A 25,963-nucleotide genomic window follows, 5' to 3' on the forward strand; every position below is an offset into this window, starting at 1 on the left:
AATAGAATAATGTGTCGGATTATTGTTTGAAATCTTGGTTTTATAGCTCCACTATGGTATTTTTACCACCTAAAGAAACCTAAAATGTCCAAAATAAAAGGAAAACAGGCCGACAGAAAAGTATGGTTACTCATTATGATCGCTTCATTGGGCTACTTCGTCGATATTTATGATTTAGTTATTTTCTCCATTGTCCGTATTCAGTCCTTTACTGATATTGGTGTTCCAGCAGCGGATATGCGTGTTCAAGGTGAATTTGTATTAAATATGCAAATGGGAGGGTTGCTATTAGGGGGAATTATCTGGGGGATTATCGGCGATAAATTTGGGCGTTTAAAAGTACTATTCGGATCGATTCTTTTATATTCCTTGGCAAATATCGCAAATGGCTTCGTACAGGATGTACTGATATATGGCATTATCCGTTTTATAGCGGGTATTGGTTTGGCTGGGGAATTAGGGGCTGGAATTACGCTGGTTTCCGAAAGCATGCATAAATCAAAACGTGGTTATGGCACTATGTTGGTTGCTGCTGTGGGTGTTATTGGGGCGGTATTAGCCTATTTTGTTTCGGAAGAGTTTGATTGGCGGACGGCCTACTTTGTCGGTGGGGGAATGGGCCTGCTGTTATTACTCTTGCGTATTGGATCTTTTGAGTCAGGTTTGTTTAAAGAGCAAAATGAATCGGATATCACAAGAGGAGATATCCGGATGCTATTTACCGATAGGAGCCGTTTAAAAAGGTATATTAATTGCCTATGCATCGGTCTTCCCATCTGGTTTGTTGTGGGTGTTTTGGTTACACAGGCTCCTGAAATAGGTACTGCTTTAGGCGCTATCGATACACTAAGTGCCGGCCAAGGGGTGATGTTTACCTATATTGTTATTTCTATCGGGGATGTATTAGCCGGAGTATTTGCACAAGTTTTAAAATCCCGTAAAAAAGTGGTCTTTATTTGTCAGTTAGTTATTATTGGAAGTTCACTCGTGTATTTGCTGAGTAATGGTATTACAGCTACGAAGTTCTTAACTCTTGCCTTTATAATGGGATTAGGAGTGGGGTATTGGGCTACATTTGTAACGATTTCAGCGGAACAATTTGGCACGAATCTCCGGGCTACTGTTGCAACAACGGCACCAAATTTTGTCAGAGGTGCACTCATTCCCTCCACTATGCTCTATGGATATTTGGTAAACGCGTTTGGAATTGCACCAGCAGCGATTACTATGGTTTTACTCCTTTCGGGAATAGCAATTTATTCACTAACCCAGTTAGAAGAAAGTTTTGATAAAGATTTAAATTATCAGGAGAAATAATGGTGCAATACACTATTTTTTCCGGCCGGGACATTTCTTACAGCGTTTACCTTCTTTGTATTTCTTGCAACACTTTTTAAAGCAAGCACAGGAAAAATCAGAAAATGGGTTCATTGCAGTGTTTCTAAACTGAAACAAACCACCTTTGCTGTCTGACTCATCTGACTCTATCGCAGTTTCAATAATTTCGTTCATGCCACGAAGTTACAATTTGTTTAAAACAATTCTAAACAATGCCGTAGTTTTTACATTTTTTTGATGAGATTTTCGATGACTTTGGGGAAGTGTTGATGTTCCAGTTGCTGCCCTTTAAATTTTATGGTGTCGAGGGTATCATTTGAATCTACTTTGAACCGTGCTTGATAGATAATTTCTCCTTCATCGAAATGCTCATTCGCGAAGTGAATCGTAATCCCGTGCTCTTCTTCTTTATTTGCTAGAACAGCCCGATGAACATGGTCGCCATACATTCCTTTACCCCCGTATTTTGGCAGCAGAGCAGGATGAATATTAATGATTTGATTCGGAAAAGCTTTCAGAAGATTATTGGGCACAAGCCATAAAAAACCAGCTAAAACGATCAGATCAATATTTAAGTTTTTAAGAATATTGACAACATTGTCGGTGTTGTAAAATTCCTCACGATCAAAAATATGTGCAGGTATTTCGAAATTGTCAGCTCGTTGAATAACGTAAGCATCTGGGTTATTGGATAAAATCAAGGCGACCTCAGCTTCGTCCGAATACTTGAAATGTTCCATTATTTTTTGCGCATTGGAGCCTGAACCTGAAGCAAAAATAGCAATTCTTTTTTTCACGATTGATGAGTATTAATTAGATTTGATCGATTTAAAAATTAGCCCAAACTTACGGAATTTTTGTAAAAAAACTAAAACAATAGTCGAATAAACGATATTTTTAGGTATTATTAATCGAAATTAATTGAACGGTTACTATTGGTTTAAAATTTTTTAACATGAAATTCCTCTATTCCCTAATTTTTGTCAGTATTTATTTTTTGTTTCAACCGGTCTTTGCGCAGGCTCCCAAAACACTTCCGACGTTTACATTCGAAGAGGTCTATCACACCGGCAAATTTGATTCTGGTAAACTCCCGAAATCTGGATTTATTGTTTTGAATTTTTACGACCCCGGTTGTGGACACTGTCAGAAAATGGGCGCTGGAATTGCGCAGAACTTGACCAAATTAAAGAATACATCATTTTATTTTATTTCAATGAATGATAAACAATATGTCGATGGCTTCATTAACATGCACGCAAAGGCCTTAAAAAATGCCACAAATGTTAAATTCTTATTTGATAGCGGTACGCAATTTATTGAAAAATTTAAGCCAAGCAATTATCCTTCGCTTTATATCTATGATGCAAAAACCAAAGTATTGGTACAGCATTTGGACGGCGAAGACGATGTAAACAAGTTGTTAAAAGCTTTAGGTATTACAGGTTAAATGTTTAAAAATTAGCAATAAAAAAAAGAAGGTCCGATACTATCGGACCTTCTTTTTTTATTGTTCTTGTTTATTGATGAACACAAATTTACCGTCGAATACATCCAGACGAATAATCGAATCGCGATTTACTTTTCCAGATAAAATTTCCTTCGAAAGTTCATTTAGAATTCGTTTTTGAATGACACGTTTTAAGGGTCTCGCTCCATAAATAGGATCGTAACCAAGTTGTGCCAACCAATCCATTGCTTCATCAGAAGCCGTAATGAATATATTTTGTTCGGCCAGTTGTTTCTGAACATGTGCAAATTGTAAACGAACAATATCTCCAATTTCATCTCGACTTAATGGCGTAAACATAATTACTTCATCGATACGGTTCAAAAATTCGGGACGAATCGACTGTTTCAAAATATCAAATACCTCGTTTCGGGTTTTAGCAACAATTTCATCCCTATTATCGTCAGTCAAGTGACTGAAATTTTCTTGTATAATGGCCGAACCTGTATTTGAAGTCATGATGATAATTGTATTTTTAAAGTTCACCGTACGGCCCTTATTGTCTGTCAGGTGCCCGTCATCCAATACCTGAAGTAAAATATTAAATACATCGGGATGCGCCTTTTCAATTTCATCTAGTAATACAACAGAGTAAGGCCTTCTTCGCACAGCCTCTGTCAACTGTCCGCCTTCATCATAGCCTACATATCCCGGAGGCGCACCTATTAAACGTGATACGGCATGCCTTTCTTGATATTCCGACATATCAATACGAACCATCGATTGCTCGTCGTCAAATAGAAATTCGGCTAGCGCTTTTGCAAGCTCGGTCTTTCCGACTCCAGTAGTACCGAGAAATATAAAAGATCCTATTGGTCGTTTTGCATCATTCAGACCTGCGCGTGAGCGGCGAATCGCATCGGAAATTGCTTCAATAGCCTCATCCTGACCGGCGACACGTTTATGAAGCTCTTCCTCAAGATTCAATAATTTTTCGCGTTCTGATTGAATCATTTTGCTCACAGGTATTCCCGTCCATTTTGCAACAACATCGGCAATGTCTTCTGAAGTAACTTCTTCTTTGAGCATACGCTTGCTTTCTTGTTTTTCTGCGAGTTCAGCCTTTAGTTTGTCAACTTTTTCTTGCGCTTCTTTAATCCGTCCATAACGAAGCTCTGCTACCTTGCCATAGTCTCCGGAACGTTCGGCCTGCTCCGCTTCGAGTTTGTAGTTTTCAATATTCTCAATCTCTTGATTGACATTGTCAACAAGACTCTTTTCTTCTTGCCACGATGCTCTCAACGTATCTCTCTCTGCCGATAGATTGGCGATACTTTCCGATAATTCGGCGACTTTTTTGTCATCATTTTCACGTTTCAAAGCTTCACGCTCGATTTCCAATTGCATGATACGACGTTCAAGCTCATCGACAGCTTCCGGTACAGAGTCCATCTCAAGGCGTAATTTGGATGCTGCCTCATCAATTAAATCAATCGCTTTATCTGGTAGAAACCGATCGGCAATATAGCGCTGTGACAATTCCACGGCGGCAATGATAGACTCATCCAGAATGCGTACTTTATGGTGTGTTTCGTATCGTTCTTTTAAACCTCTGAGGATCGAAATTGCATCTTGCGTGTCTGGTTCTTCCACCATAACTTTTTGGAATCTACGTTCCAGTGCTTTATCTTTCTCAAAGTATTTTTGGTATTCATTTAGCGTTGTAGCACCAATAGCACGTAATTCACCTCTTGCCAATGCTGGTTTAAGGATATTGGCCGCATCCATCGCACCTTCACCACCTCCTGCGCCTACCAATGTATGTATTTCATCGATAAATAGGATAATGTCTCCGTTGGAATCTGTAACCTCCTTTACAACCGCTTTTAAACGTTCTTCAAATTCTCCTTTGTATTTTGCACCTGCAACCAACGCACCCATATCCAAAGAAAAAACAGTTTTAGATTTTAAATTTTCGGGAGCATCGCCTTTGATAATTCTGTAAGCGATACCTTCCGCAATAGCCGTTTTACCGACCCCAGGTTCACCGACAAGTATTGGGTTGTTTTTGGTGCGACGGGAGAGGATCTGCATCACCCGTCTGATTTCCTCATCACGACCGATAACTGGGTCCAGCTTTCCCGACTCCGCATATTCATTTAAATTTCGTGCATATTTTCCTAACGCATTATAGGTGGCCTCAGCATTCTGATCCGTTACTCGACTATTACCACGCAACTCTCTGATAGCTGTCTTTAGGTCTTTCTCCGTTACTCCCTGTGATTTTAATAATGTCGACGTCTTGCTGGAACTTGCCAAGATTCCTAGCAATAGATGTTCAACAGACACAAATTCATCATTAAATTCCTTTAAATAACCTTGTGCTTTTTGCAGCGCATTGTTTGCATCACTACTTAAATAAATATTACTACCGCTAACCTTAGGAAAACCCTCCACTTGCTTGTCAAGTTCAGTTCCGAGATAGCTGATGTTAACATTTAATTTTTTCAATAAGTGGCTGACAACATTTTCGTCGACGGAGAGTAAAGCTTTTAAAATATGAGCTGTCTCAATCGCCTGTTGCTGATGGCCAGCAGCGATTTCGGACGCTTTTTGTATGGCCTCTTGCGCTTTAATTGTATAGTTGTTAAAATTCATTTTATTGTCTTAATTAAAGTTTTGTTGATATGTTGAATTATAACAATTGAAGTGCCATTTGGGTTTTTAGCTGGATTTCGGAAAAAATGGCAATATTATTTATTGAATCATGTCAAATTTACAGTCCTTAAAAATAATGCGCTTGATTTTTAAATATTTGCCTTATTGCTGTAGAAAATTCTTGTTTTTGACTTGCAATTTTGATGTAGGGTTTCGATATTTGCAACATCTTAAAACGGTGAGCCGTAATTAAGATTGAAAAGAAGTAACGCCTCTTTAGCTCAGCTGGTAGAGCAACTGACTTGTAATCAGTAGGTCATTGGTTCGATCCCGATAAGAGGCTCTATTTATGCCACAGGTATTGAAACTTCTTTAAAAAGCCTCTTTAGCTCAGCTGGTAGAGCAACTGACTTGTAATCAGTAGGTCATTGGTTCGATTCCGATAAGAGGCTCATTGAGCGACACTCATTAAAATTCAATTGAAAGCCTCTTTAGCTCAGCTGGTAGAGCAACTGACTTGTAATCAGTAGGTCATTGGTTCGATCCCGATAAGAGGCTCATAAAAAAGATCCCCAAGATTTCTTGGGGATCTTTTTTTGTTTAGTCTAAACTAAGTTTTGCAGCTGTAGCGATTTTCTTTGGTATATCTGTGTTATCCATTTTCTGATTGAATTGTTCGGAACCAACACCGATGGCATAAACCGGTGCATAGGCTGCCGAATGGTTGTTAGAGGCCCAGCTTATTGATCCCATCCGATTTAAGATTGAAATACTCAGTGCGGCAATCTTGTCGTCGCTTGCGTAAAGGCTTTTTGCGGTTTCATTTTGATGATCGACAAAGCTTTTTTGATAGGCAGCTTCTAAAGCACTACGATCAGTTTCATGGATTGTAATTTTGGAAAACAAACCTGTTTGAGCAGCAATGAGATTCTTGAGATCGCCCCATGTTGCATTTGGATTATTCTTACGAAGGTTGCCAATTGCGTTCGAAAGTTCTGCATGCGAGATTTTTTGGTGGGACAAGAATTTTGTTTTCAGCGAAGAACTTCCATTACCGACACCTAATCCGCCCGTTTCATGGTCCGCTGTAACGACTATAAGTGTTTCATTTGGAAATTTTTTATAAAAATCATAGGCGAGTTGTACGGAGTTATTGAAATCCAACACTTCCTGAATCGTAGTAGCCGCATCATTTGCATGGCATGCCCAATCAATTTTTCCACCTTCAATCATTAAAAAGAAACCATTTGTATTATTTTTATGCAGTGAAGTGATAGCTGCAGATGTGATATCTGCCAGTTTTAAATCACTTGGCTTTTGGTCTATGGCATATTTAAGGGCATCTATAGGGCTGCCATCTGAATTCATCAATATGATCTTATCTGATTTATTTGGTAGTTGTGCATAAGCATCTTTTCCTTTAAGCACCTTATAGCCGGCTTTTTCTAATATGGGGAAAAGCGATGGCGCCTTTTTATGATCAAATGTTGTTTCGGGTTTGAGAAAATTGGATCCGCCAAAAAAATCAAAATTCGAAGTGACAATTTCTTTACCGATTTCATAATACATGTCGCGGTCTGCTTGGTGTGCATAAAATGAAGCCGGGGTAGCGTGGTCTATGCTGACGCTTGTAATAATACCGACTTTCTTTCCTTTTTGCTTTGCGGCATAAGCTATACTCTTATAGGGGACTGTTCCCGTACTGTCCATACCGATAACGCCATTTTTGGTTTTTTTTCCAACGGCTAATGCGGTACCTCCAGCGCCTGAGTCCGTTACGCCATTCGAGAGTGAATGTGTGGAGGCAAATCCAACATGAGGAAATTGCGTGAACACAAGTGGAATTGGGTTATCTTTATGCTGTACTTCAGCTTGATGAATTTCGGTGAGATTAACCTGGTTGAGGCCCATGCCATCACCAATTAAGTAAAAAATGTATTTTGCTTCTTGGCCAAAAGAGGGGAAAACTTGTACAAAAACGAGGAGGAACAGAAATAAAACGTGTTTTTTCATTTGAATGGTTGTTATTTTAAAAAAACACAAATTACAGCCTTAGGATTAGCTTACTGTTAATTCAATATTATGAATTGTTTTTTTACTTGTTTCAACTGGTTTCTGCTGCTAATTTCTGGATATCTTTCACGGTTACAGTATGGATACCTGTTGTGTAATGATTGATCGCCTGTAACATTGCCATAGCAACTTGTCCTACTGAAAGAGGTTCGTATGTTTTGAATAATCCTATTGTATTAAAGATACGAAGGGCAGCTATGGCTGTTTTTTCACCCAAGCGATCTGTATTTGGTCGGATTAGTCCTCCAGGTTGGAAAATAATAAGCCGATTGAAATCAAGTGCTTTAACATCCTGTTCAAGGCTTCCTTTCATGCGGTTATAAAAAATTTTTGATGCAGGATCCGCAAGAACAGCCGATAATAAGAGAAAGGTAGGAAAACCATTTTTTTTAGCCAATGCCGCAAATTGCAAATTAAGATCATGATCTATTTTCCATTGTGCATCTTTACTGCCTGCGTCTTTTAATGTGGTGCCAAGGCAGGAAATTGCGACATCGCCTTGTATCACTTGCTCAAAATCCGTTAGATTTTCAAAGTCTACGATAACCTGTTTCAATTTAATGTGCTCCTCAAACGAGACACGTCTTAAAAGCACAACGATTTCCGTAATTTCCTTAGATTTTAACATCAATTGAACGAGCGCTCTTCCTGTAGCGCCAGAACCACCTATTAAAACTACCTTCATTATTTCCTTACTTATTTTCTTTACTAATTATCTTGATTTAATTGCTTTACTGATAGTTATTTATCCGTATGATTGAGCATGCAATTAATCTTTATAATTGGGCTTGCCCGGAGTAAAGCGCACAATAGATTGATTCAATCGGAGGGTGTCTGCTACAGTGATTAGATCTTCTTCGACAATAAAATTTTGATCAATAGCGGTCTTTATTGTTGTAAAATCCTCTTGATCGGCATCCTGAAAATAGAGGAGGGATTGGATAGTCGATACAGCTACCAGTTCGAGTAATTCATCTTCACCCTCGCGTCCAACATAAAAAAAATCTGCCATAATTATTATAAATGATGTTATACGAAGATACTTTTTTATTTTTGAAATTCGTCAATTAACGCGACAACTTGTTGAGTTGCGAAAGCGAATATATAAAAAGTTAACTGAAATTTTAGTTTCCTTGGTAGCCATTGGAAAATACATTATATTTGATAGAGACATTTTAAGATAACTAACAACAAGTTTTTATAAAGATGGATAAAGAGCAGATACAAAATTGGTTGGATAATGGATATGACCTCATTCATCATGGCAGGCCAGTAAAGGTTGAAGGTGATTTGTGGGAATACATTGATGGGTTAGGAAGCTATGAAAATGTATATGTCTTGCGAGAATTGATTTACTGGACAGAAGAAGAGTTGGCGAATATTGGTAGGTAACGTGGAGACCCTGAAATACGTATTCAGGATCTCGAAGCTATCTCTCCGTAATCAGAATATCATATTACGTTTGAAAGCACAACCTAACTCAATGATCGAATCCGTTTTTGCAATCCCAGGAATGCTATCAATCTTTTCATACAGTAGTTGTCGCATATGTTCGTGATTTTTAGCAATAATTTTCACATATAACGTGTAGTTGCCCGTAATATAGTAGCATTCTGTTACTTCTGGTATTTTCTTCAGTTCTTCAATTATTCGGTTTGAATCATGATCTTTTTCTAAACTTAACCCTGTAAAAGCTCCCCAATCATAGCCTAGCTTTTTTTCATTTAGCAGCGGCTTTATTCCTGTCAATACTCCTTGCTCGGTCAAGCGGATGATCCGTTGATGGATCATGGTATTGGAAACGCCCATAGCAGTCGCTATTGCAGAGTAGGCCATTCGTCCATCTTGTTCTAAATATTTCAAAATCTGCCGGTCGAATTCATCAATGCTATTCATTTTATATACATTTAAAAAGGTGATTTTACTATTTTATGGCCAATTTAGTGTAAAATTTATTTTTTTCAATAATAAAATAGTGAATTTGTATATTTGTTTTTATTTTAAGAGTCTGAATTATGAGTACAGTTGTTAAACACGGTAAGGGCGATTTTTTCATTGCCAAAGAAGAAAAATACGGAGCGCACAATTATCATCCTCTTCCAGTCGTATTGGAACGCGCTGAAGGCGTCATGGTTTGGGATGTTGATGGAAAGGCCTATTTTGATTTCCTTTCCGCATATTCTGCAGTTAATCAGGGACACTGTCATCCAAGAATAATTCATGCCTTAAAAGAGCAGGCGGAGCAATTGACACTTACTTCGAGAGCGTTTTATAATAATAAATTGGGCGATTTTGAAGAAATCCTTTGCCAGCTATTTGGGTTTGATAAGGCTTTGGTGATGAATTCGGGCGTTGAAGCGGTAGAAACGGCAATGAAGCTTTGTCGTAAATGGGCCTATCAGGTGAAAGGTGTAGCAGCCAATCAAGCGAAAATTGTCTTTGCCAAGGATAATTTCCACGGTAGGACAATCTCTGTTATATCCGCATCGAATGATAATACAGCAACACATGAATTTGGCCCCTTTTTAGATGGCATAGTACTCGTTCCCTATAACGATGTTGATGCGCTAGAACAGTTATTCAAAGCAGATAATAATATCGCCGGTTTTATCGTTGAGCCAATTCAGGGAGAAGCGGGTATTGTCGTTCCTGATGAGGATTATCTGATGCGCGTGAGACAATTATGTACAAAATACAATGTATTGTTTATTGCAGACGAAATTCAAACCGGTATTGCTCGGACGGGAAGTATGTTGGCATCCTATGCTATTGATGATCCGCAAAGTCAAAGCAAACCCGATGTTCTGATTTTAGGGAAAGCTTTATCGGGTGGTGTATTGCCGGTATCGGCAGTGTTGGCAAATGACTCCATTATGTTGTGTATTAAACCGGGCGAGCATGGTTCTACCTATGGCGGGAATCCCTTAGCCTGTGCAGTAGCTATGGAAGCGCTAAATGTTGTGCGGGATGAAGATTTGGCGCAACGGGCGTTTCAGATGGGGGCCTTGTTTTTGGATGGATTGCGTCAGATTGCTGCTAAGTGCACGTTAATTACAGAAGTGCGCGGAAAGGGGCTCTTGACTGCCATTGTAATTGATGCGGATGAAGAAAGTGATTTGGCCTGGAATATCTGTCTCAAATTTAAAGAAAACGGACTTTTAGCGAAGCCTACACATGGGAACAAAATTCGATTGGCTCCGCCGCTGGTTATTACCAAAGAGCAAGTCGAGACTTGCTTAGGGATCATTGAGCGATCGTTGACTAATTTGAAATAGTGTATGGAGAAAATGATTGAATTGATCAAAAACAGATCGGATATAGGAGCAGGGACTAGGGGTTCAGATCTGGGCATCGACGCCATCGAGATAGCTGCAATTAATAAAGGAAGTCAATATTTCATTAACTATCCATTTGTTGATGTGCCTACTCGAAATAGCTCCATTTATCAGAATGATAATCATCCTTTTGCGAAACATATTCAGCAGGTTTATGAACAATGCAAACAAGTAGCTTCCACCGTTGAGGATAGCTTATCTTCCGGCAATTTTCCATTGGTGTTTTCAGGGGATCATTCCTCCGCAATGGGGACGATCAGTGGTATAAAGTCCGCTTATCCGGATAAGCAACTCGGTGTGATCTGGATGGATGCGCATGCGGATATTCATTCTCCGCACACAACACCTTCTGGTAATATGCATGGAATGCCTTTAGCGGCGATGTTAAATGAGGATAATATCCCATGTAAAATCAATGAAATAGACGAATCTACACAAGAATTTTGGAATAAACTAAAACGAATAGCTGGCCCAGTAGGTAAAATACTATCCAATCATTTGATTTATTTTGGTGTAAGGGATACGGAAGAACCGGAAGATCTGGTCATTGAACGACTTGGGATTAAGAACTATCGTGTGGAAGAGACGAGACAGCGCGGAATAACCGACTGTGTGGCTGAAGCATTGAAAATCCTGGAAGCATGTGATATGGTTTATATCTCTTTTGATGTGGATAGCATGGATAGTGAATTGATCTCGGATGGCACGGGAACACCAGTGCCTAAGGGGTTTTTGCCAAGGGAGATTGTGTTGATTTTAGAAGAGATCATCCGATCTGGAAAGGTAATTTGTTTTGAAATTGTTGAAGTTAATCCGTTATTGGACAATAAAGGTAATAAAATGGCAGAGGTGGCATTTGATATATTAGAACGGATCACTCCGCTCATTGAATTGAAATCGGGTAATTAACCGGTTTTGGGATGGTCTATTTTCAAGCCCTTTTATTGATGTGTATCGTCAATAAAAGGGCTTTTTTAATAGTATATTGTTGCGCTTGGTGTATAAAAATAAGTCAGCCTTCCTGATGTTAAAACTCGTATTACTTTATGTGATTTAATATTGTGTTAACATGTTTCATGTACATTTGCAATTCGATTATTTACATGAAATATGAGGATTTCTGATAAAATTATTTTGTTTCTACTTTTTTTTATACAGCTTTTTTTGTGGCAGCCAGGTACTGCGCAGGTTGAATCCTTTAAGGATATTAGAGGATTAAGTCAAAACCATCCTGATTCTGCAATTATGCTCGTCAAAAAACGTTATGCAAAAGCTGTTACGGATAAAGACTTATTATTACAAGCCAATTGTTTACAGGCGATTGGATGGTTATGTGTTAATCAGGGGCATTATGGACAGGCGCAGGACTACTATTTTCAAGCCGATCGAATCTATACGCAATTAAATTCAAAACAGCATCTTGCTTCGAATTGGAGTGATATCGGGGAGCTCAATATCTTTAACAAACAACATGATGTGGCGAAAGTTTATTTTAACAAGGCGCTACATTCTTTCCGAACAGAAGGGGATAAAAATGGAGCGGCAGGTACATTAGGGAATATAGGTCATTTATTTGAAAAGGAAGCGAACTACGACTCCGCCTTTGTCTACCAGAATCTTGCTTTGTCCATTTATAGCAGTATTGGGGATAAAAATGGAGAAGCTAAGATCCATGAAAATTTAGGCAGTATTTATGAAGATCTTGCAAGATATGACAGCGCTTTTTTTCATTTTGAAAAAGCACGTACCCTCTATACGGAAACAAAAGACAATTATGGAAAAATTGTGGTCATAAATAATATGGGCGATATTTTTAGGAAGACCAATAAATATCCACAAAGTATCAAACTCACGCAATTGGCTTATCAGATGGCGGAAAATTTGGGTGATGTGTATCAAATGGCTGCTACGACAAAAGATTTGAGTAGGACCTACGCCTTGCGCGAGCAGATGGATAGCGCCTATTTTTATGCAGAAAAGAGCCGTAAGTTAGTGCTTGAACTGTATAGTGTGGATGGTGCTCGCCATACTGCTTTTTTTCAGGCACTCTACGATATGAATCAACAAGCCGAAGAGATCGAGAAATTACAAGTAACCAAAAGAATCAACTTAATCATGCTCTGGGGAACAATCGTGGTTTTAATTTTGTTAATTGTGTTATCCTATGTATTGCATAGTCGCCAGAAAATTAAGATTAAAAACCAGATTTCCGATTCCCGAAAACAGGAGGCCGAACGCGAGTTGACCGAAATTGCACTTAAAAACCAGTTGCTTGAAGATAAGCAGCTCAAACAAGAACTGTCGCTCAAGCAAAAGGAATTGACATCCCATACCTTAAATTTAATCCGTAACAATCAATTTTTGGAAGAACTTCGTGATGAATTAAAAGGAATGGTTAAGGACGAACGCCGGGATCAAAAACGACAGATGCAGAAGTTGGTGTTGCAGATCAATGAAAATATCACACAGGGTATTCATTGGAAAGAGTTTATGGGAACTTTCGAAAAGGTACATCACAGCTTTTTTGAAAAACTTATTCAACGATTTCCAGATTTGACGGCCGCGGATATGCGGTTAATCGCATTGCTTAAAATAAATTTGAATAATATCGATATTGCCGTCTTATTGGGCATATCACAAGATAGCCTTCGTGTTGCCAGACATCGATTGCGAAAAAAACTAAGACTGGAACAAGGAGAGGACCTCGCGGGCTATCTCGTTGGTATTTCATAATTTTTTAACACAGGAATAATAGAATGGTAATGGCGAATGTGTTTCTTTTAAATTGCTGTTTATTAGTATTTTAAATATCGTTGTTTCCTTGCTGTATAGTGCTCTTTTGACCTTGTTTCCTCATTGTAACGCTCGATATTTTGTGTGATTAAAATTGGCTGCCATCTTTGCTACAACAATCAAAGATTCATAATAATCTAAGCAAAATGAAAAACTTTTTAACAGTATTACTTGCCTCCAGTATTTCGGTCAGCGCTGCTTATGCGACTAAAATCAAAGGTAAGGTATTGGATGGTCAGACTGGTGAAGCTATTGCTGGTGCAACAGTTTTCTTGGAACAAAGTGGGCTATCGACCAAAACACAATTGGATGGTTCGTTTGAATTCAAAGGATTATCTGCAGGTGTGGATAAGGTCCATATCAAGCATATGGCTTATGCCGAATTAATTAAAGAAATCGAGATTCAAAAAGAAAATACCCCTCATTTTATTTTTCAGCTGACATCGACCGAACAAACATTAATGGAAGTAACTATAAAAGGACGTCGAAACGGTGGGGATGACGATCCTAGCGCGCGGCGTTTAGAAAAGAATGCGTCACAAATTATGAATGTTGTTTCGGCGCGCGCAATAGAGATTTCTCCCGATATCACCGTCGCAAATGTTATACAGCGTGTTTCGGGTGTATCCATAGAAAGAAATTCGAATGGCGAGGGGCAATACGCAATTCTGAGAGGGATGGATAAACGTTACAACACGACTTTGGTGAATGGCGTAAAAGTTCCGAGTCCAGATAATAAATACCGTTATGTGCCTTTGGATTTATTTCCTTCAGATATGTTGGAACGCTTAGAAGTCTACAAGTCGCTAACACCAAATATGGAAGCCGATGCGGTGGGTGGGGTTGTCAATATGGTTATGAAATCGGCGCCGACAAAGCTATTGCTTCAAGCAAATTTGGCAACAGGTTATAGCCAACGTTATTTTAATCGGGATTTTGGAAGCTTTTCAACAAGCGGAACCTCGGCAAAATCTCCCTATGAACAGCATGGGAAGAATTACAATGCAACTGCTGCTGATTTTAATAAGGGTGCGTTAGATTATACTTATAAAAAGCCCCTTCCAGACCTTGTCGGCAATTTGACAATAGGCAATCGGTATTTGGATGATAAATTGGGCGTTATTTTGGGTGCGAGTTATCAAAATTTACATCGTGGCAGTCGTTCTATTTTCTACAAATCGGCTGTCGTTGGCGTAAATCCCAATGCGGTAATTACTGAGCAGAGTGATCGTCAATATGATGAACAGCAACAACGCTTAGGTTTGCATAACAAGGTCGACTATCGATTTAATCCAAATCATCGGATTAGCTTTTATCAAATGTATGTGAATTTAAATAACATGCAATTGCGTGATGCGGTAAATACGATATATAATGGTCAGTATGATCCCAGTATTGGTAAAGCCGAACTGACCTATGTGACAAGAAGCCGAAAAACACAGCAACAGATCTACAATGGTACCCTACAGGGGGATCATCATTTTTTAGATAATCGGCTGAATGTCCGTTGGTCAGGTGTGCTTTCTTCAGCGCGCAATCAATTGCCACAAAATACGATGATCAGTCTGGATGGCGTAGAAGAAAATTTTGAACGTAAAAGGACTTCTCTCGTCAATAAATCTCCCGTAACCTATCGTTGGGAGCGGAATACCGATAATGATCATGCAGGCTATTGGGATGTAGCTTATAAAGTTCCAATGGAAAACAGTAAGCTGGAGCTATCGACCGGAGGTCTGTATCGTGATAAACAGCGTAGTAGTTTTTACAATAACTACAACTTATCACCAGCTTCTGCAGAAGAGGCAAAGTATAAATACGGTGTGGATTTTCAGCGCTATACCGATCTCAATCTGACTGTCACCAATCCTACTGGAGCTGTCGCAAATCCACTAACTTACGACGCTGGTGAGAAGACCACAGCATTGTATGGCATGTTCAATTATGAGAATGACAAATGGCAGATGATCGGTGGAATCCGGATGGAACACAGCAATCAGAATTATAAATTATTGTTTCCTGCAGGAGAAAAAAGACCGGAGGGATCACAAATTTATACAGAATGGCTGCCAAGTTTGACCATGAAATATCATTTGGACGAAAAACAACAGCTTCATGCGGCTTATTATCGCGCGTTAAACCGACCTGGATTTTATGAAATTGTACCCTCAAGTGTGGTTAATGAAGAGTTTTTAGAAAAAGGAAACCCAGATTTAAAACATGCCATAGCAGATAATTTCGATTTAAGGTATGAATTATTCCCTGAAGCTTCCTCACAATTTCTTGTCGGTATGTTTTATAAGAAAATCAAAAACCCAATTGAATATACCTTTCAACCGGATGAGGTTCGTAAGCAAGATGTATACTACACTCCAGGTAATTTTGGTAATGCCAACAACTTTGGTGTCGAGGTTGATTACATCAAGTATATCCAGAAATTTGGTGTTAAGGCCAATTATACCTATACACATTCACGTATAACGACCGCTAAGATGTCGCGTCGAATCAATGAAACCACACAGGACCCAGAAGCGATAATCGTGGATCAAACTAGACCATTATATGGGCAAGCTGCACATGTGGCCAATCTATCATTGCTTTACAAAGATGCTAATAATGGCTGGGAAGGACAGTTGGCTGGATCTTATACCGGCTCACGGATCAATACAGTATCGCAATTTTTGAACGATGATTTATGGCAAAAGGGATTTGTTCAGTTAGATGCTTCTATTGAGAAAAAATTTAAAGCAGGTTGGGCCGTTTTTGCCAAAGCCAACAACATCTTGAATACACCCATGGAATTGTATGTGAAAGGAACAAATCCCGAAAATGAGAAGATCGCTGAAAAGCTTATTGAAGGCGGAAATACATTGATTAGAAAGGATTTGTATGGACAGAACTATATCCTTGGTTTACGTTATTCGTTTAGTAAATAATAGACCCGCGTAAAACACAACATGTTTTAATCTGAACATGTACGGTGTGAAATAACAACAGTTTGTTTCGGTGAAGCTTTCCCTTTTTTGGAACGATCAAGTTTTGAACAAGTATGATTCGCTTCATCATTAAAATTAAATATATATAGATGAAAAATAAATGTATTTTATCGTTTCTAGCATTTTTTATCGTGGTGTTAAGCGCCTGTGAAAAAGCAAATATTGATGTTGATACTTCTGATGCCGATGGAAGTGCTATCGGCGAGGTCTCCGGTGTGTGGAGTAAGGGGAGTGTGCAGCATATTAAGGGGGATATTATTATTCCCGAAGGTAAGACACTAACGATTGAGGAAGGCGTAACTGTATTGATGGATTCTGTCAATAAGCCTGAAATTGTTGTTTTGGGTAATTTATATGCGTTAGGTACAGCTGAAAATCCTGTCAAGTTTACGGTTGAAGATGGGTATAAGACGAAGACGAATGAATTTGGCAAATTATGGGGAGGAATTTTAGCCGCTCCAAGCTGTCAGGAACTTGTTTTGGACAATACCATCATAGAGTATGGGGGTGCAATTACATCAGACGCGTCGACTTCTGTAAAGATGGGCTTGTATAAAAAAGTGTCTGGTGAAGCTTTACCAGCGCTATGGTTTTCTAATCCAAATGGAAAACTAGTGGTTCAAAATAGTACGGTAAGTCATTTTCACGAAGACTGCACGTATATTGAAGGCGGAAAAATCATTTTTGCTAACAACCGTTTCTTTTCCAATGGGGTGACAGGTGGCGAAGCGATGAATTTCAAATCCGGATGTCTTGCAGATGTTGCTTATAACCTAGTGTATAGTGTAAATACCAATGCATTAAAACTGTCAAATTCAGGAGACCGTACACCCCAGGCTTATATTATTGTTTACAATAATACCATGCTCAACACGGGATGGCGCAGACCGACAGCCAAAGGAGGTTCGATTTGGTTAGAAGCATCTGTCAGAGCCGAGATTTACAATAATCTTTTTGCTAATACGCGGTTTGGAGTCAAGCGCGATCCGAAAAAGCCAGAAGATAACCGTTCTGTGTCAAGTAATAACTGGTACTATGGTTACAGCCAATTGAATGTAGATCAGTTTCAGGTCGGCAAAAATGATATTGTAGGGGGGAGTAATGATGTTAGAGGTAAAGTGGCAGGGGAGAATAATCCTAAATTTGTTTCTTATCCGTTAGAAACATCAGTTGACAATTACGTATTTGATTCAACCTGGGATTTTCATCTCCATGGGAATTCACCTGCATTAAAGGCCGGTACTTTGGCTTTTAAACCCCATTTTACGAGTGGCCTGGTGATGTCAAACGGCTTAACATATAATTCTCCTCAGCCTGCAGCTTATGTTGGGGCATTTGGTTCCAAATTCTAATTTACTTCATATAATGACAAATTTAAAAACAATACTAACACTAACTTTTGGAGCATCAACCCTGCTTCAAATGGCATGCAAAAATGCGCAAACAAATACGGTAAACGCAGTTAAACCCGTTATTGTGACCGATGCTGTACGTTATGATTCGGATGATCCTGCAATTTGGATCAATAAGAGCGATCCGAGCAAGAGTTTGATTATAGCAACGGATAAAGATGCCGATGGAGCTTTATTCGTGTACGATTTGCAGGGTAAAATAGTCAAAGAAAAAGTGGTTTCCAATTTAAAACGACCAAACAATGTGGATGTAGCCTACGGTTTGGTATTGGGGGGGAAACCTGTCGATATCGCCGTCACAACAGAGCGTATGACCCATAAATTGCGTATTTTTTCACTACCTGACATGAAGCCGATCGATCAAGGGGGATTAGATATGTTTGTTGGTGAAACTGAGTCTGAATTCAGAGATCTAATGGGGATTGCCCTATATACTTCCCCAAAAGGAGAGATCTATGCTATTGTTGGACGGAAAAACGGACCAAAAGAAGGCTATTTGGGACAATATTTATTGGAGGATAATGGTTCTGGTACGGTAAAAGCTACATTGGTTCGCAAATTTGGTTCATTTAGTGGGAAAAAAGAGATCGAGGCAATAGCGGTGGACAATGAGCTTGGGTATATTTACTATTCGGACGAACAAGTTGGCGTAAAACAATACTATGCCGATCCAGCAAAGGGAAACCAACAGTTGGCATTGTTTGCTACAACAGGTTTTAAAGAAGATCATGAAGGTATTTCGATTTATAAAGTGACCGACAGTACTGGATATATATTGGTGTCGGACCAGGGGGCAAATCGTTTTCAGGTTTTTAGTCGGGAAGGAACCAAAAGCAATCCTTTCGAACATAAATATCTGAAGACTGTACCGGTTATGGCAACACAAAGTGATGGTTCAGAAACGACCTCTTCTAATTTAAATGAAACCTTCAAACATGGCTTGTTTGTTACTATGAGCGACGATAAAACATTCCATTACTACCGATGGGAAGATATTGCCGGAGCGGATTTGAAAAAGAAATAGGGTATAGAATAAGTGGTAGATCAACAGTTGTGATTTGATTTGCAGCTGTTGCTCTTTTTTGTTCGAATTGATCCGTGAGCAGAAATTTGTATCTTTATTCTGTTGATGTATTTTATTTCTTTTTTATTCCAAATCATGAAATAGTGTAGACCGTCATTTTGATAGAGGTTTGGAAGTGTAGAAAAGCGAATATTTATTTAAAAGCTTTAGAAAATGAATACGGTTAAAATACTATTGGTTGAAGATCATATGGTCGTGCGTAATGGTATTAAATTACTTTTAGAATCTCATGGAGAATTTAAAGTAATAGGAGAAGCGTCCGATGGCACGGAAGCATTGGCTCAGTTGGCGGACGGAGTAGTGCCAGATATTGTTTTGACGGATGTAAGCATGGAATTAATGGATGGGATGGAGCTGTTAAAGAATATCAGACAAAAATATCCGTTTGTCAAAGTTGTGATATTGTCTATGCTAAGTCAAATTCGTTATGTTGTTGAGGGTTTTAAGAATGGATTGTCAGGATACTTGCTAAAAAATATCGATTACAATGAATTACTTTTTGGATTAAAGCATGTCGCCGAAGGTGGTCGGTATATCAGTGAAGAAATTAGCTTAGCGTTGCTTGAGCAAGTATCTTCGCATCGACTGGATAATGATGATGGTGTTAATATCATCCTGGAGCTGGATCTAAATGAGCGAGAGCTAGAAGTGCTCGAATTGATTGCGGATGGTCTTACAAATCTAGAAATTGCCGATAAAATTTTTTTGAGTAAGCGTACTGTAGAAGGGTATCGTCAGAACTTGCTCGATAAAACAAAAGTGAAAAATACAGCAGAACTGGTAAAATTTGCTTTTCAGCATGGTTTATTAAAAAAATCATAAATATATTCTTCAAATGTGTTTCACAAGAGAACGTATGGATTGTATTAATCTACTTTTAATGATTTCTTAAAACGATTGTAAATAAATACACATAGTCCAATAACAATAAAGGGTACGCTCAGTATTTGCCCCATATTGATGAATAAAGAGTCTTCAAAATGTTCTTGATTTACTTTCAAAAATTCATCCAAAAACCGGAATGAAAACAGCAATATCAACAATAGGGAAAAATAGTTGCCGTCTTTAATTCGAAACTGTTTTTGCTTCCACAATCGATATAACACTATAAATAACAAGAAACAAAACAATGCTTCATAAAGTTGTGCCGGGTGTCGAGGTATGGCATCAATATGGGTAAATACAAAAGCCCAAGGTAAGTCAGTGGCTTTCCCGATCATTTCGGAGTTAAATAAGTTGCCGAGACGGATACAGGCTCCAGCTAAGGGAACAACCAAAGCAATACGGTCTGCAACATGAAGAAATGGAAGTTGCTGTTTTTTTGCAAATAAATAGATTGCAATAACGATGCCTATACCTCCACCATGGCTTGCTAGGCCACCTTCCCATATCGCAACTATTTTTAAAGGATTATTTAAGTAATAGCTCGGATCGTAAAAAATTACATGCCCCAGTCTAGCGCCAATAATGGTACCCAAGACAATGTAGATGCTGAGCTGATCTAAAAATTCGATTTTACGGCCTTCATTTTTTAATATTGATCTTAATACCCTATAACATAAGATAATACCCAATAGCCAAAATATACCATACCAGCGAATTGGATGGTCAATAATTGGAATGACGAAGATATCAGGATCTATCTTCCAAGTTATATCATTCAATGTTAGATTACTTACCATATGGTGATTTATCGTGATGTTTTAGGAGATAAGTGTGTGGTAAAGCTTTTTCGTTACACTTATCATAAAAAAAATAAATATAATTGTAGACAGATCGTTATATAAAGAATACTGATGACACAGAATTTGGAAAGATTTATTTTTTGTTTTCTATTGTTCCTATTGATGGTACAGATGTTTTCCTGCCATCAAAATGGCCCCCAGACATCTAAAAATAATAAAGAACAGGAAGATAATTCACTTACGTTAACCTATCAGGATACGTTACTAAAATATCTCTCTTTACAGGATTTTAAGGATCAGACTATCATCACTAAGAAAGTACATGAATTTGGGAAAGATCAGTATTTCAATAAATCTGGCTATAATTGGATTTTTTTGGCGTATAGCTATCTTTTGCAAGATAAAATTGATTCTATTGAAATTGCATTGGATTATTTGGATGGGAAAGTGTCACCAGATTTGCGTGTGCTGAAAGATTATTTTAGAATTAGAGCTAATTTTAGTTTTGATCATGTCACGAATATAGGTACGATGGAAAAAATGATCGATGCTAAGGAATATGCGTTAGAAAATAAAAGTAGGTTTAGCTTTCTTTTTTTCAATCTGTTGGCTAATGCAAACTATCGTCGAGCGGATTACAGACAAGCATTAAGAGATAATGAATCATGGTACTCTTATCATCCCAATAAATACGATCCACATGTTGCCCAAGCGTACCAGGAAATTAAATTTATGCAGTACATTGAATTACATGATGATAACAAATTAAAAGAAACATTGGATAGCTGTAAATATTACGCTAATAAAACGGCAGATTCAGCGATAATCATGCGTATGTATAATCTGCAATCCCAATATTTCTTTAGCATCGGTAATAATCGAAAAGCTGTTGAGGCATCCCAAATGTATTTTAATTATTTATCTTCGAGCAAGATGCTCAATTCCTATGCTTATGCTAATTTGGCAAAAAATTTCTTAAATAATCGTCAGATTGACTCGGCCATATATTATTTTAATGCAGGATTACAGTTTATACGAACGCATAAAAGCAAGCAAAACAAATTGTTTTATTATCAGAATTTGCAATTAGCCTATGCATTAAAAGGAGATTATGAACAGGCTTATTTTACATTAGATTCTGCTTATCAAGATTATAAAAATAGTATAAAAAACATTGAAAATAATCGGATAAATGAGATTAATACGCGATATGAAACCGATAAAAAAGACCAAGCTATAAAACTTTTGAAAACGACCAATGCTTTTAACTATCAGATTATGGTTCAACAACGGTGGATATTTGTTATTTTATTTGCCCTTATCTTTAGCCTTGCATTTTTCATCTATTATCGAAATAAGCAGAAATTATTGACAAATATAAATCAGCGTATTATTGCGGAAAATAGACAATTGATTTTAGAACAAAAAACACGGCAAAATCAGTTAAATCCACATTTTATTTATAACGCAATTGCTAATTTGCAAGGTTTGATCAGTAGCGAGCAAAAATCAAAAGCAAATCAATACCTCATTCTCTTATCCCGTCAAATTCGAGATATACTGGAATTAAATAGAGAAGAGTATATTTCTTTGGACCAAGAAATTAAATCATTAAAGAATTATATACTTTTACAGCAGATGCGTTATCAAGATCTATTTGATTTTGAAATCGAGAGCGGTAATATTGATGTGGATGATGTCATGATTCCACCTATGTTAATACAGCCGTTTGTTGAAAACGCTATTGAACATGCTTTTAAAAATTTAGATTATCGTGGTTACTTACAGATTCTTTTCAGTCAGACGTCAGATCAATTGCATATTGTTGTCAGTGACAATGGCAGGGGAGTGCAGTCTGACAAGATAAATGCTGGACATAAGACTTCCTTATCACAGATTATTACTAAAGAGCGTCTTGAGCTTTTGTTTAATGATCTAAAGCAGAAAGCAACGATTGAAATAAAACCCAATTATAGGGAAGATAATAGAGGATATCGTGTAGAAATCCATATCCCACTTGTTTTTACATTTTAATTAATACATGAAATGATTAAAGTTTATATTCTTGAAGATGAGCATAATATCTATTTGTATATTAAGTCTTTATTAGATGCGATACCCTATGTTCAAATAGTAGGGTATAGTCCATCCATTGCTCAGGCAGAGCGCGAATTGCCCACATCCAATCCGGATCTTATTTTAGCTGATATTCAACTGAAAGACGGATCAAGTCTATCCTTCCTTTCAGAGCTGAAATTAGACATTAATACCATTTTTATAACGGCCTTTAACCAGTATGCCATAGAAGCACTCAACATAGGTGCAATTGCTTATTTATTAAAGCCTCTTGTTCCAGAGCAATTTATCGAAGCAATTGAAAAATGTTATAAAAAAAGTACAGAATTTAGATTCAACAGTATGCAGTTAAGCATGGCTGAAAGCTATCTAAAGTCGCCTAGCAGGCCTCGGAAAATAGCGTTGCGTACATTTGAATATACCCAGATAGTCAATATTGAGGATATTCTATATTGCCATGGCGACAAAGGTTATACCACATTTTATATCAAAGACAGCAAACCTATGATGGTTTCAAAAGTCCTAAAACATTTTGAAACCATGCTTCCAGAATCAGATTTTATCCGCTGCCATCAATCTTATTTAGTACATGCAAACTATATAAAAAAGTATTATAAAGATGGGCAGATTGAAATGTCTGATGGTAAAATGATTCCAGTTGCGACAAGAAAAAAAGATGTTATCCAACAATTCCTGAATGAAATATAAGCCCTAAGCTAGCACATACCATTTACATCAGCTTTATTACTAAAAAATGTAGTAATATTCTTCTTTACTAAAATAATTAGTATATATTTGTTTGTTATTAAATGGGAGGGGCTATGATGTTAGAAGATAAACAGGCTTTGATCAGCAAGCTTAAAAGAGATCTGCTTGTCTGGCAGGGGGTACCTGAAGGGTCATGTGATGAAATTGCTATGGATTTGGGACCTTTGGAAAAAACTTTTCCAAATGGTACCTTTCCCAAAGGTGTAATACATGAATTTGTTAGTTTTAGCCGTATGGATAGTGCTGCATCCTGCGGTTTTATCGTTGGTATCCTTGGAAAACTAATGCGAAATGCTGGGATTTGTATTTGGATAAGCTCCGTACAAACCGTATTTCCGTCTGCAATCAGCACATTTGGGGTAGACCCTTCATCGATTGTTTTTGTTTCCATGCAGCAACAAAAAGATGTTTTATGGGCGATGGAAGAAGCGTTGAAATGTCCTGGTATAACAGCAGTAATAGCCGAGATACATCAGCTGGATTTTGTTCAATCAAGACGGCTTCAACTTGCTGTTGAAAAAAGTAAAGTTACCGGTTTTATACTTCAACATAATCCGAAGCTATTGCTGGCCACCACTTGTGCGGCACGTTGGAAAGTCACTTCTTTGCCTAGTCAATCGGATGAGGGGTTACCAGGTATTGGCAACCCCTGTTGGAATGTCGAGCTTCTTAAAGTAAGAAATGGTAAAGCAGCCAAAGGAAAAATAGTTTGGACGCCGAAGGGCTTTAAAATATTCTCCAACAAGGAGGTCGAGTCAAAAAATTGGAACTATAATTATCAAAATCTTGGTTAATCATGAAAAAGAGATTTGCGTCATTATGGTTTCGTTACTTAAAAACAGATTGGTTCACTGTGTGTAAACCACATTTGCAAGATATTCCCTTTGTTTTGTCGATCGCAGTTCAAGGAAAACTGATCGTTAGTGCGCATAATTTACCAGCAGAGCAAGCGGGCGTATATTCAGGTATGGCCATAGCGGATGCGCGGGCATTTATTCCATCACTTAAAATTATCCATGAACATGCAGGACTGTCTGAGAAATTGCTCCATTTTATTGCTGGTTGGTGCATAAGGTATACACCACAGGTTTCTATAGATGAACCCGACGGGATTATGTTAGATATTAGTGGTTGTACCCATCTTTGGGGCGGAGAATTAGCCTATTTAACACATATTGCTTCTACATTTAAACACCATGGTTATACTGTTCGCATAGGTATTGCTGATACCATTGGTGCCGCCTGGGCGATAGCGCATTTTGGAACTGATAATAGTATTATAAGAGAACAGGGCCAATCGGAGGCTCTTCTGCCTTTACATCCAGCAGCATTACGATTGGAAGATAATCAATTGAAGAGGTTGCAAGCGCTTGGATTACAATCCATAGGAAGTTTTGCTCACATGCCCCGGACAGTTTTGCGTAGGAGGTTTGGCGCTAGTCTGCTGCTTCGCCTAGATCAGGCTATGGGATTAGAGGACGAATTTATTACTCCTATAAAGTCTATTTTACCATATGAACAGCGTTTACCTTGTCTGGAACCAATATGTACACCAAATGGTATTGCTCTGGCATTAGAAGATTTAATAAATAAGTTGTGCAAACGATTGTCTGCAGAGGGTAAAGGATTACGTACAGCCAAATTAGACTGTCATCGGGTAGATGGAAAAATAAAGACAATTACTATTGAAACAAGTCGTGCTACAGCTCAGGTAAAACATATTCTTCAGCTATTTGAACTAAAAATTTCACAAATTGAACCCGCATTGGGCATTGAATTATTTACGCTGGGTGCATCCAAAGTAGAGGCCGCAGACCCTGTTCAGGAAAATCTTTGGGACAATCGAATTGGACTAAAAAGTCCATTGGTTACCGAACTTTTAGATCGTTTAAAAAGCAGAGATTCCAGTTGTGAAATATTACGATATGTTCCATCTGCGCACTATTGGCCTGAACGATCCATGAGAATAGCTGCTTCCACCGATGAGGTCGCATCTCCTGACTGGCAAACCGAGCGTCCACGTCCGACACGACTATTAAGGGTTCCCGAGCGTATTATAGTCACAGCACCTATACCCGATTATCCTCCCTTACTGTTCCGTTATAAAGGAGATACCTATACTATCAGAAAAGCAGATGGTCCTGAACGTATTGAGCGTGAATGGTGGATTGATCCAGGTGAACATCGGGATTACTATGCTGTGGAAGATATAGAAGGCCGGCGGTTTTGGCTGTATCGATCTGGACATTACGGCGGTCAGGCAGACGAATGGTTTTTACATGGTTTTTTTGCATAAAG

The 25,963-nt window shown here is 38.2% G+C and carries 21 protein-coding genes and 3 tRNA genes; 17 read left to right on the forward strand and 7 right to left on the reverse strand.

Annotated elements, in window-relative coordinates; all coding sequences use genetic code 11:
* The first annotated feature begins 84 nt into the window (after window positions 1–84).
* Window positions 85–1,317 carry an MFS transporter gene (locus QE382_RS12790; protein WP_307186232.1) on the forward strand — a complete coding sequence of 411 codons (1,233 nt, stop codon included), beginning with the start codon at window positions 85–87 and terminating at the stop codon, window positions 1,315–1,317.
* Window positions 1,318–1,562: 245 nt separating this feature from the next.
* Here QE382_RS12790 and purN read toward each other — a convergent pair whose 3' ends face one another.
* Window positions 1,563–2,135 carry a phosphoribosylglycinamide formyltransferase gene (gene purN, locus QE382_RS12795; protein WP_293957630.1) on the reverse strand — a complete coding sequence of 191 codons (573 nt, stop codon included), beginning with the start codon at window positions 2,133–2,135 and terminating at the stop codon, window positions 1,563–1,565.
* Window positions 2,136–2,293: 158 nt separating this feature from the next.
* Between purN and QE382_RS12800 the strand changes: the two genes are divergently transcribed.
* Window positions 2,294–2,788 carry a peroxiredoxin family protein gene (locus QE382_RS12800; RefSeq protein WP_307186233.1) on the forward strand — a complete coding sequence of 165 codons (495 nt, stop codon included), beginning with the start codon at window positions 2,294–2,296 and terminating at the stop codon, window positions 2,786–2,788.
* 57 nt (window positions 2,789–2,845) lie between these two features.
* Here the strand turns inward: QE382_RS12800 and clpB are convergent, their stop codons facing one another.
* Window positions 2,846–5,446: an ATP-dependent chaperone ClpB gene (gene clpB / locus QE382_RS12805; protein ID WP_307186234.1), complete on the reverse strand. Its 2,601-nt coding sequence runs from the start codon at window positions 5,444–5,446 to the stop codon at window positions 2,846–2,848.
* Between the two features lie 270 nt (window positions 5,447–5,716).
* Here clpB and QE382_RS12810 point away from each other — a divergent pair.
* The 3 genes from QE382_RS12810 to QE382_RS12820 all read left to right on the forward strand — a co-directional run bounded on the left by QE382_RS12810 (window position 5,717) and on the right by QE382_RS12820 (window position 6,004).
* Window positions 5,717–5,789: transfer RNA gene (locus QE382_RS12810), tRNA-Thr, on the forward strand.
* Window positions 5,790–5,825: 36 nt separating this feature from the next.
* Window positions 5,826–5,898: transfer RNA gene (locus QE382_RS12815), tRNA-Thr, on the forward strand.
* A gap of 33 nt (window positions 5,899–5,931) precedes the next feature.
* Window positions 5,932–6,004, forward strand: a tRNA-Thr gene (locus QE382_RS12820).
* A gap of 42 nt (window positions 6,005–6,046) precedes the next feature.
* On the opposite strand, the gene QE382_RS12825 is transcribed toward QE382_RS12820, so the two are convergent.
* From QE382_RS12825 to QE382_RS12835, 3 genes are all read right to left on the reverse strand, one after another.
* Window positions 6,047–7,459 (reverse strand): alkaline phosphatase, encoded by a 1,413-nt coding sequence (locus QE382_RS12825; RefSeq protein WP_307186235.1) that lies wholly within the window; start codon window positions 7,457–7,459, stop codon window positions 6,047–6,049.
* A 91-nt stretch (window positions 7,460–7,550) separates the two neighbouring features.
* Entirely contained in the window at window positions 7,551–8,204 is a 654-nt protein-coding gene (locus QE382_RS12830) for an NAD(P)H-binding protein (protein ID WP_088161678.1), read from the reverse strand.
* Between the two features lie 84 nt (window positions 8,205–8,288).
* Entirely contained in the window at window positions 8,289–8,531 is a 243-nt protein-coding gene (locus QE382_RS12835) for a hypothetical protein (RefSeq protein WP_307186236.1), read from the reverse strand.
* Window positions 8,532–8,725: 194 nt separating this feature from the next.
* Here QE382_RS12835 and QE382_RS12840 point away from each other — a divergent pair, with 194 nt between their 5' ends.
* A complete protein-coding gene (locus QE382_RS12840) occupies window positions 8,726–8,911 on the forward strand; it encodes a hypothetical protein (protein WP_209579247.1) in 186 nt (61 codons plus the stop codon).
* Between the two features lie 51 nt (window positions 8,912–8,962).
* Here the strand turns inward: QE382_RS12840 and QE382_RS12845 are convergent, their stop codons facing one another.
* The gene (locus QE382_RS12845; RefSeq protein ID WP_307186237.1) at window positions 8,963–9,415 is read right to left on the reverse strand and encodes an Lrp/AsnC family transcriptional regulator; all 453 of its coding nucleotides are present in this window, start codon (window positions 9,413–9,415) and stop codon (window positions 8,963–8,965) included.
* A 119-nt stretch (window positions 9,416–9,534) separates the two neighbouring features.
* On the opposite strand from QE382_RS12845, the gene rocD reads away from it, so the two are divergent.
* The 7 genes from rocD to QE382_RS12880 all read left to right on the forward strand — a co-directional run bounded on the left by rocD (window position 9,535) and on the right by QE382_RS12880 (window position 19,958).
* Window positions 9,535–10,794: an ornithine--oxo-acid transaminase gene (gene rocD / locus QE382_RS12850; protein WP_307186238.1), complete on the forward strand. Its 1,260-nt coding sequence runs from the start codon at window positions 9,535–9,537 to the stop codon at window positions 10,792–10,794.
* A gap of 3 nt (window positions 10,795–10,797) precedes the next feature.
* A complete protein-coding gene (locus QE382_RS12855; protein WP_307186239.1) occupies window positions 10,798–11,763 on the forward strand; it encodes an arginase in 966 nt (321 codons plus the stop codon).
* A 201-nt stretch (window positions 11,764–11,964) separates the two neighbouring features.
* The gene (locus tag QE382_RS12860) at window positions 11,965–13,587 is read left to right on the forward strand and encodes a tetratricopeptide repeat protein (RefSeq protein ID WP_307186240.1); all 1,623 of its coding nucleotides are present in this window, start codon (window positions 11,965–11,967) and stop codon (window positions 13,585–13,587) included.
* A 206-nt stretch (window positions 13,588–13,793) separates the two neighbouring features.
* A complete protein-coding gene (locus tag QE382_RS12865; protein ID WP_307186241.1) occupies window positions 13,794–16,580 on the forward strand; it encodes a TonB-dependent receptor in 2,787 nt (928 codons plus the stop codon).
* Between the two features lie 149 nt (window positions 16,581–16,729).
* Window positions 16,730–17,992 (forward strand): right-handed parallel beta-helix repeat-containing protein, encoded by a 1,263-nt coding sequence (locus QE382_RS12870; protein ID WP_307186242.1) that lies wholly within the window; start codon window positions 16,730–16,732, stop codon window positions 17,990–17,992.
* A 70-nt stretch (window positions 17,993–18,062) separates the two neighbouring features.
* Complete coding sequence (locus QE382_RS12875) at window positions 18,063–19,076, forward strand: phytase (protein WP_307186243.1); 1,014 nt, start codon at window positions 18,063–18,065, stop codon at window positions 19,074–19,076.
* A 213-nt stretch (window positions 19,077–19,289) separates the two neighbouring features.
* Entirely contained in the window at window positions 19,290–19,958 is a 669-nt protein-coding gene (locus QE382_RS12880) for a response regulator (protein ID WP_307186244.1), read from the forward strand.
* A 44-nt stretch (window positions 19,959–20,002) separates the two neighbouring features.
* Here the strand turns inward: QE382_RS12880 and lgt are convergent, their stop codons facing one another.
* Window positions 20,003–20,818: a prolipoprotein diacylglyceryl transferase gene (gene lgt / locus QE382_RS12885; RefSeq protein ID WP_307186245.1), complete on the reverse strand. Its 816-nt coding sequence runs from the start codon at window positions 20,816–20,818 to the stop codon at window positions 20,003–20,005.
* A 114-nt stretch (window positions 20,819–20,932) separates the two neighbouring features.
* On the opposite strand from lgt, the gene QE382_RS12890 reads away from it, so the two are divergent.
* From QE382_RS12890 to QE382_RS12905, 4 genes are all read left to right on the forward strand, one after another.
* Window positions 20,933–22,855 carry a sensor histidine kinase gene (locus QE382_RS12890; protein WP_307186246.1) on the forward strand — a complete coding sequence of 641 codons (1,923 nt, stop codon included), beginning with the start codon at window positions 20,933–20,935 and terminating at the stop codon, window positions 22,853–22,855.
* Window positions 22,856–22,867: 12 nt separating this feature from the next.
* Complete coding sequence (locus tag QE382_RS12895; RefSeq protein ID WP_307186247.1) at window positions 22,868–23,605, forward strand: LytR/AlgR family response regulator transcription factor; 738 nt, start codon at window positions 22,868–22,870, stop codon at window positions 23,603–23,605.
* 113 nt (window positions 23,606–23,718) lie between these two features.
* A complete protein-coding gene (locus tag QE382_RS12900) occupies window positions 23,719–24,459 on the forward strand; it encodes an ImuA family protein (protein WP_307186248.1) in 741 nt (246 codons plus the stop codon).
* Between the two features lie 2 nt (window positions 24,460–24,461).
* The gene (locus QE382_RS12905; RefSeq protein ID WP_307186249.1) at window positions 24,462–25,961 is read left to right on the forward strand and encodes a Y-family DNA polymerase; all 1,500 of its coding nucleotides are present in this window, start codon (window positions 24,462–24,464) and stop codon (window positions 25,959–25,961) included.
* The last annotated feature ends 2 nt before the right edge of the window (window positions 25,962–25,963 follow it).

It is taken from the genome of Sphingobacterium zeae, from assembly GCF_030818895.1.
Lineage (GTDB): Bacteria > Bacteroidota > Bacteroidia > Sphingobacteriales > Sphingobacteriaceae > Sphingobacterium > Sphingobacterium zeae.

Excerpts from the sequence above, each read along its gene's own strand:
- QE382_RS12860 (WP_307186240.1), top strand. The coding sequence starts at position 11,965 with ATGAGGATTTCTGATAAAATTATTTTGTTTCTACTTTTTTTTATACAG.
- QE382_RS12790 (WP_307186232.1), top strand. The coding sequence starts at position 85 with ATGTCCAAAATAAAAGGAAAACAGGCCGACAGAAAAGTATGGTTACTC.
- QE382_RS12870 (WP_307186242.1), top strand. The coding sequence starts at position 16,730 with ATGAAAAATAAATGTATTTTATCGTTTCTAGCATTTTTTATCGTGGTG.
- QE382_RS12830 (WP_088161678.1), bottom strand. The coding sequence starts at position 8,204 with ATGAAGGTAGTTTTAATAGGTGGTTCTGGCGCTACAGGAAGAGCGCTC.
- QE382_RS12835 (WP_307186236.1), bottom strand. The coding sequence starts at position 8,531 with ATGGCAGATTTTTTTTATGTTGGACGCGAGGGTGAAGATGAATTACTC.
- QE382_RS12825 (WP_307186235.1), bottom strand. The coding sequence starts at position 7,459 with ATGAAAAAACACGTTTTATTTCTGTTCCTCCTCGTTTTTGTACAAGTT.
- QE382_RS12895 (WP_307186247.1), top strand. The coding sequence starts at position 22,868 with ATGATTAAAGTTTATATTCTTGAAGATGAGCATAATATCTATTTGTAT.
- QE382_RS12900 (WP_307186248.1), top strand. The coding sequence starts at position 23,719 with ATGATGTTAGAAGATAAACAGGCTTTGATCAGCAAGCTTAAAAGAGAT.
- QE382_RS12865 (WP_307186241.1), top strand. The coding sequence starts at position 13,794 with ATGAAAAACTTTTTAACAGTATTACTTGCCTCCAGTATTTCGGTCAGC.
- lgt (WP_307186245.1), bottom strand. The coding sequence starts at position 20,818 with ATGGTAAGTAATCTAACATTGAATGATATAACTTGGAAGATAGATCCT.
- QE382_RS12845 (WP_307186237.1), bottom strand. The coding sequence starts at position 9,415 with ATGAATAGCATTGATGAATTCGACCGGCAGATTTTGAAATATTTAGAA.
- QE382_RS12800 (WP_307186233.1), top strand. The coding sequence starts at position 2,294 with ATGAAATTCCTCTATTCCCTAATTTTTGTCAGTATTTATTTTTTGTTT.
- QE382_RS12880 (WP_307186244.1), top strand. The coding sequence starts at position 19,290 with ATGAATACGGTTAAAATACTATTGGTTGAAGATCATATGGTCGTGCGT.
- QE382_RS12890 (WP_307186246.1), top strand. The coding sequence starts at position 20,933 with ATGACACAGAATTTGGAAAGATTTATTTTTTGTTTTCTATTGTTCCTA.
- rocD (WP_307186238.1), top strand. The coding sequence starts at position 9,535 with ATGAGTACAGTTGTTAAACACGGTAAGGGCGATTTTTTCATTGCCAAA.
- QE382_RS12840 (WP_209579247.1), top strand. The coding sequence starts at position 8,726 with ATGGATAAAGAGCAGATACAAAATTGGTTGGATAATGGATATGACCTC.
- QE382_RS12855 (WP_307186239.1), top strand. The coding sequence starts at position 10,798 with ATGGAGAAAATGATTGAATTGATCAAAAACAGATCGGATATAGGAGCA.
- QE382_RS12875 (WP_307186243.1), top strand. The coding sequence starts at position 18,063 with ATGGCATGCAAAAATGCGCAAACAAATACGGTAAACGCAGTTAAACCC.
- clpB (WP_307186234.1), bottom strand. The coding sequence starts at position 5,446 with ATGAATTTTAACAACTATACAATTAAAGCGCAAGAGGCCATACAAAAA.
- QE382_RS12905 (WP_307186249.1), top strand. The coding sequence starts at position 24,462 with ATGAAAAAGAGATTTGCGTCATTATGGTTTCGTTACTTAAAAACAGAT.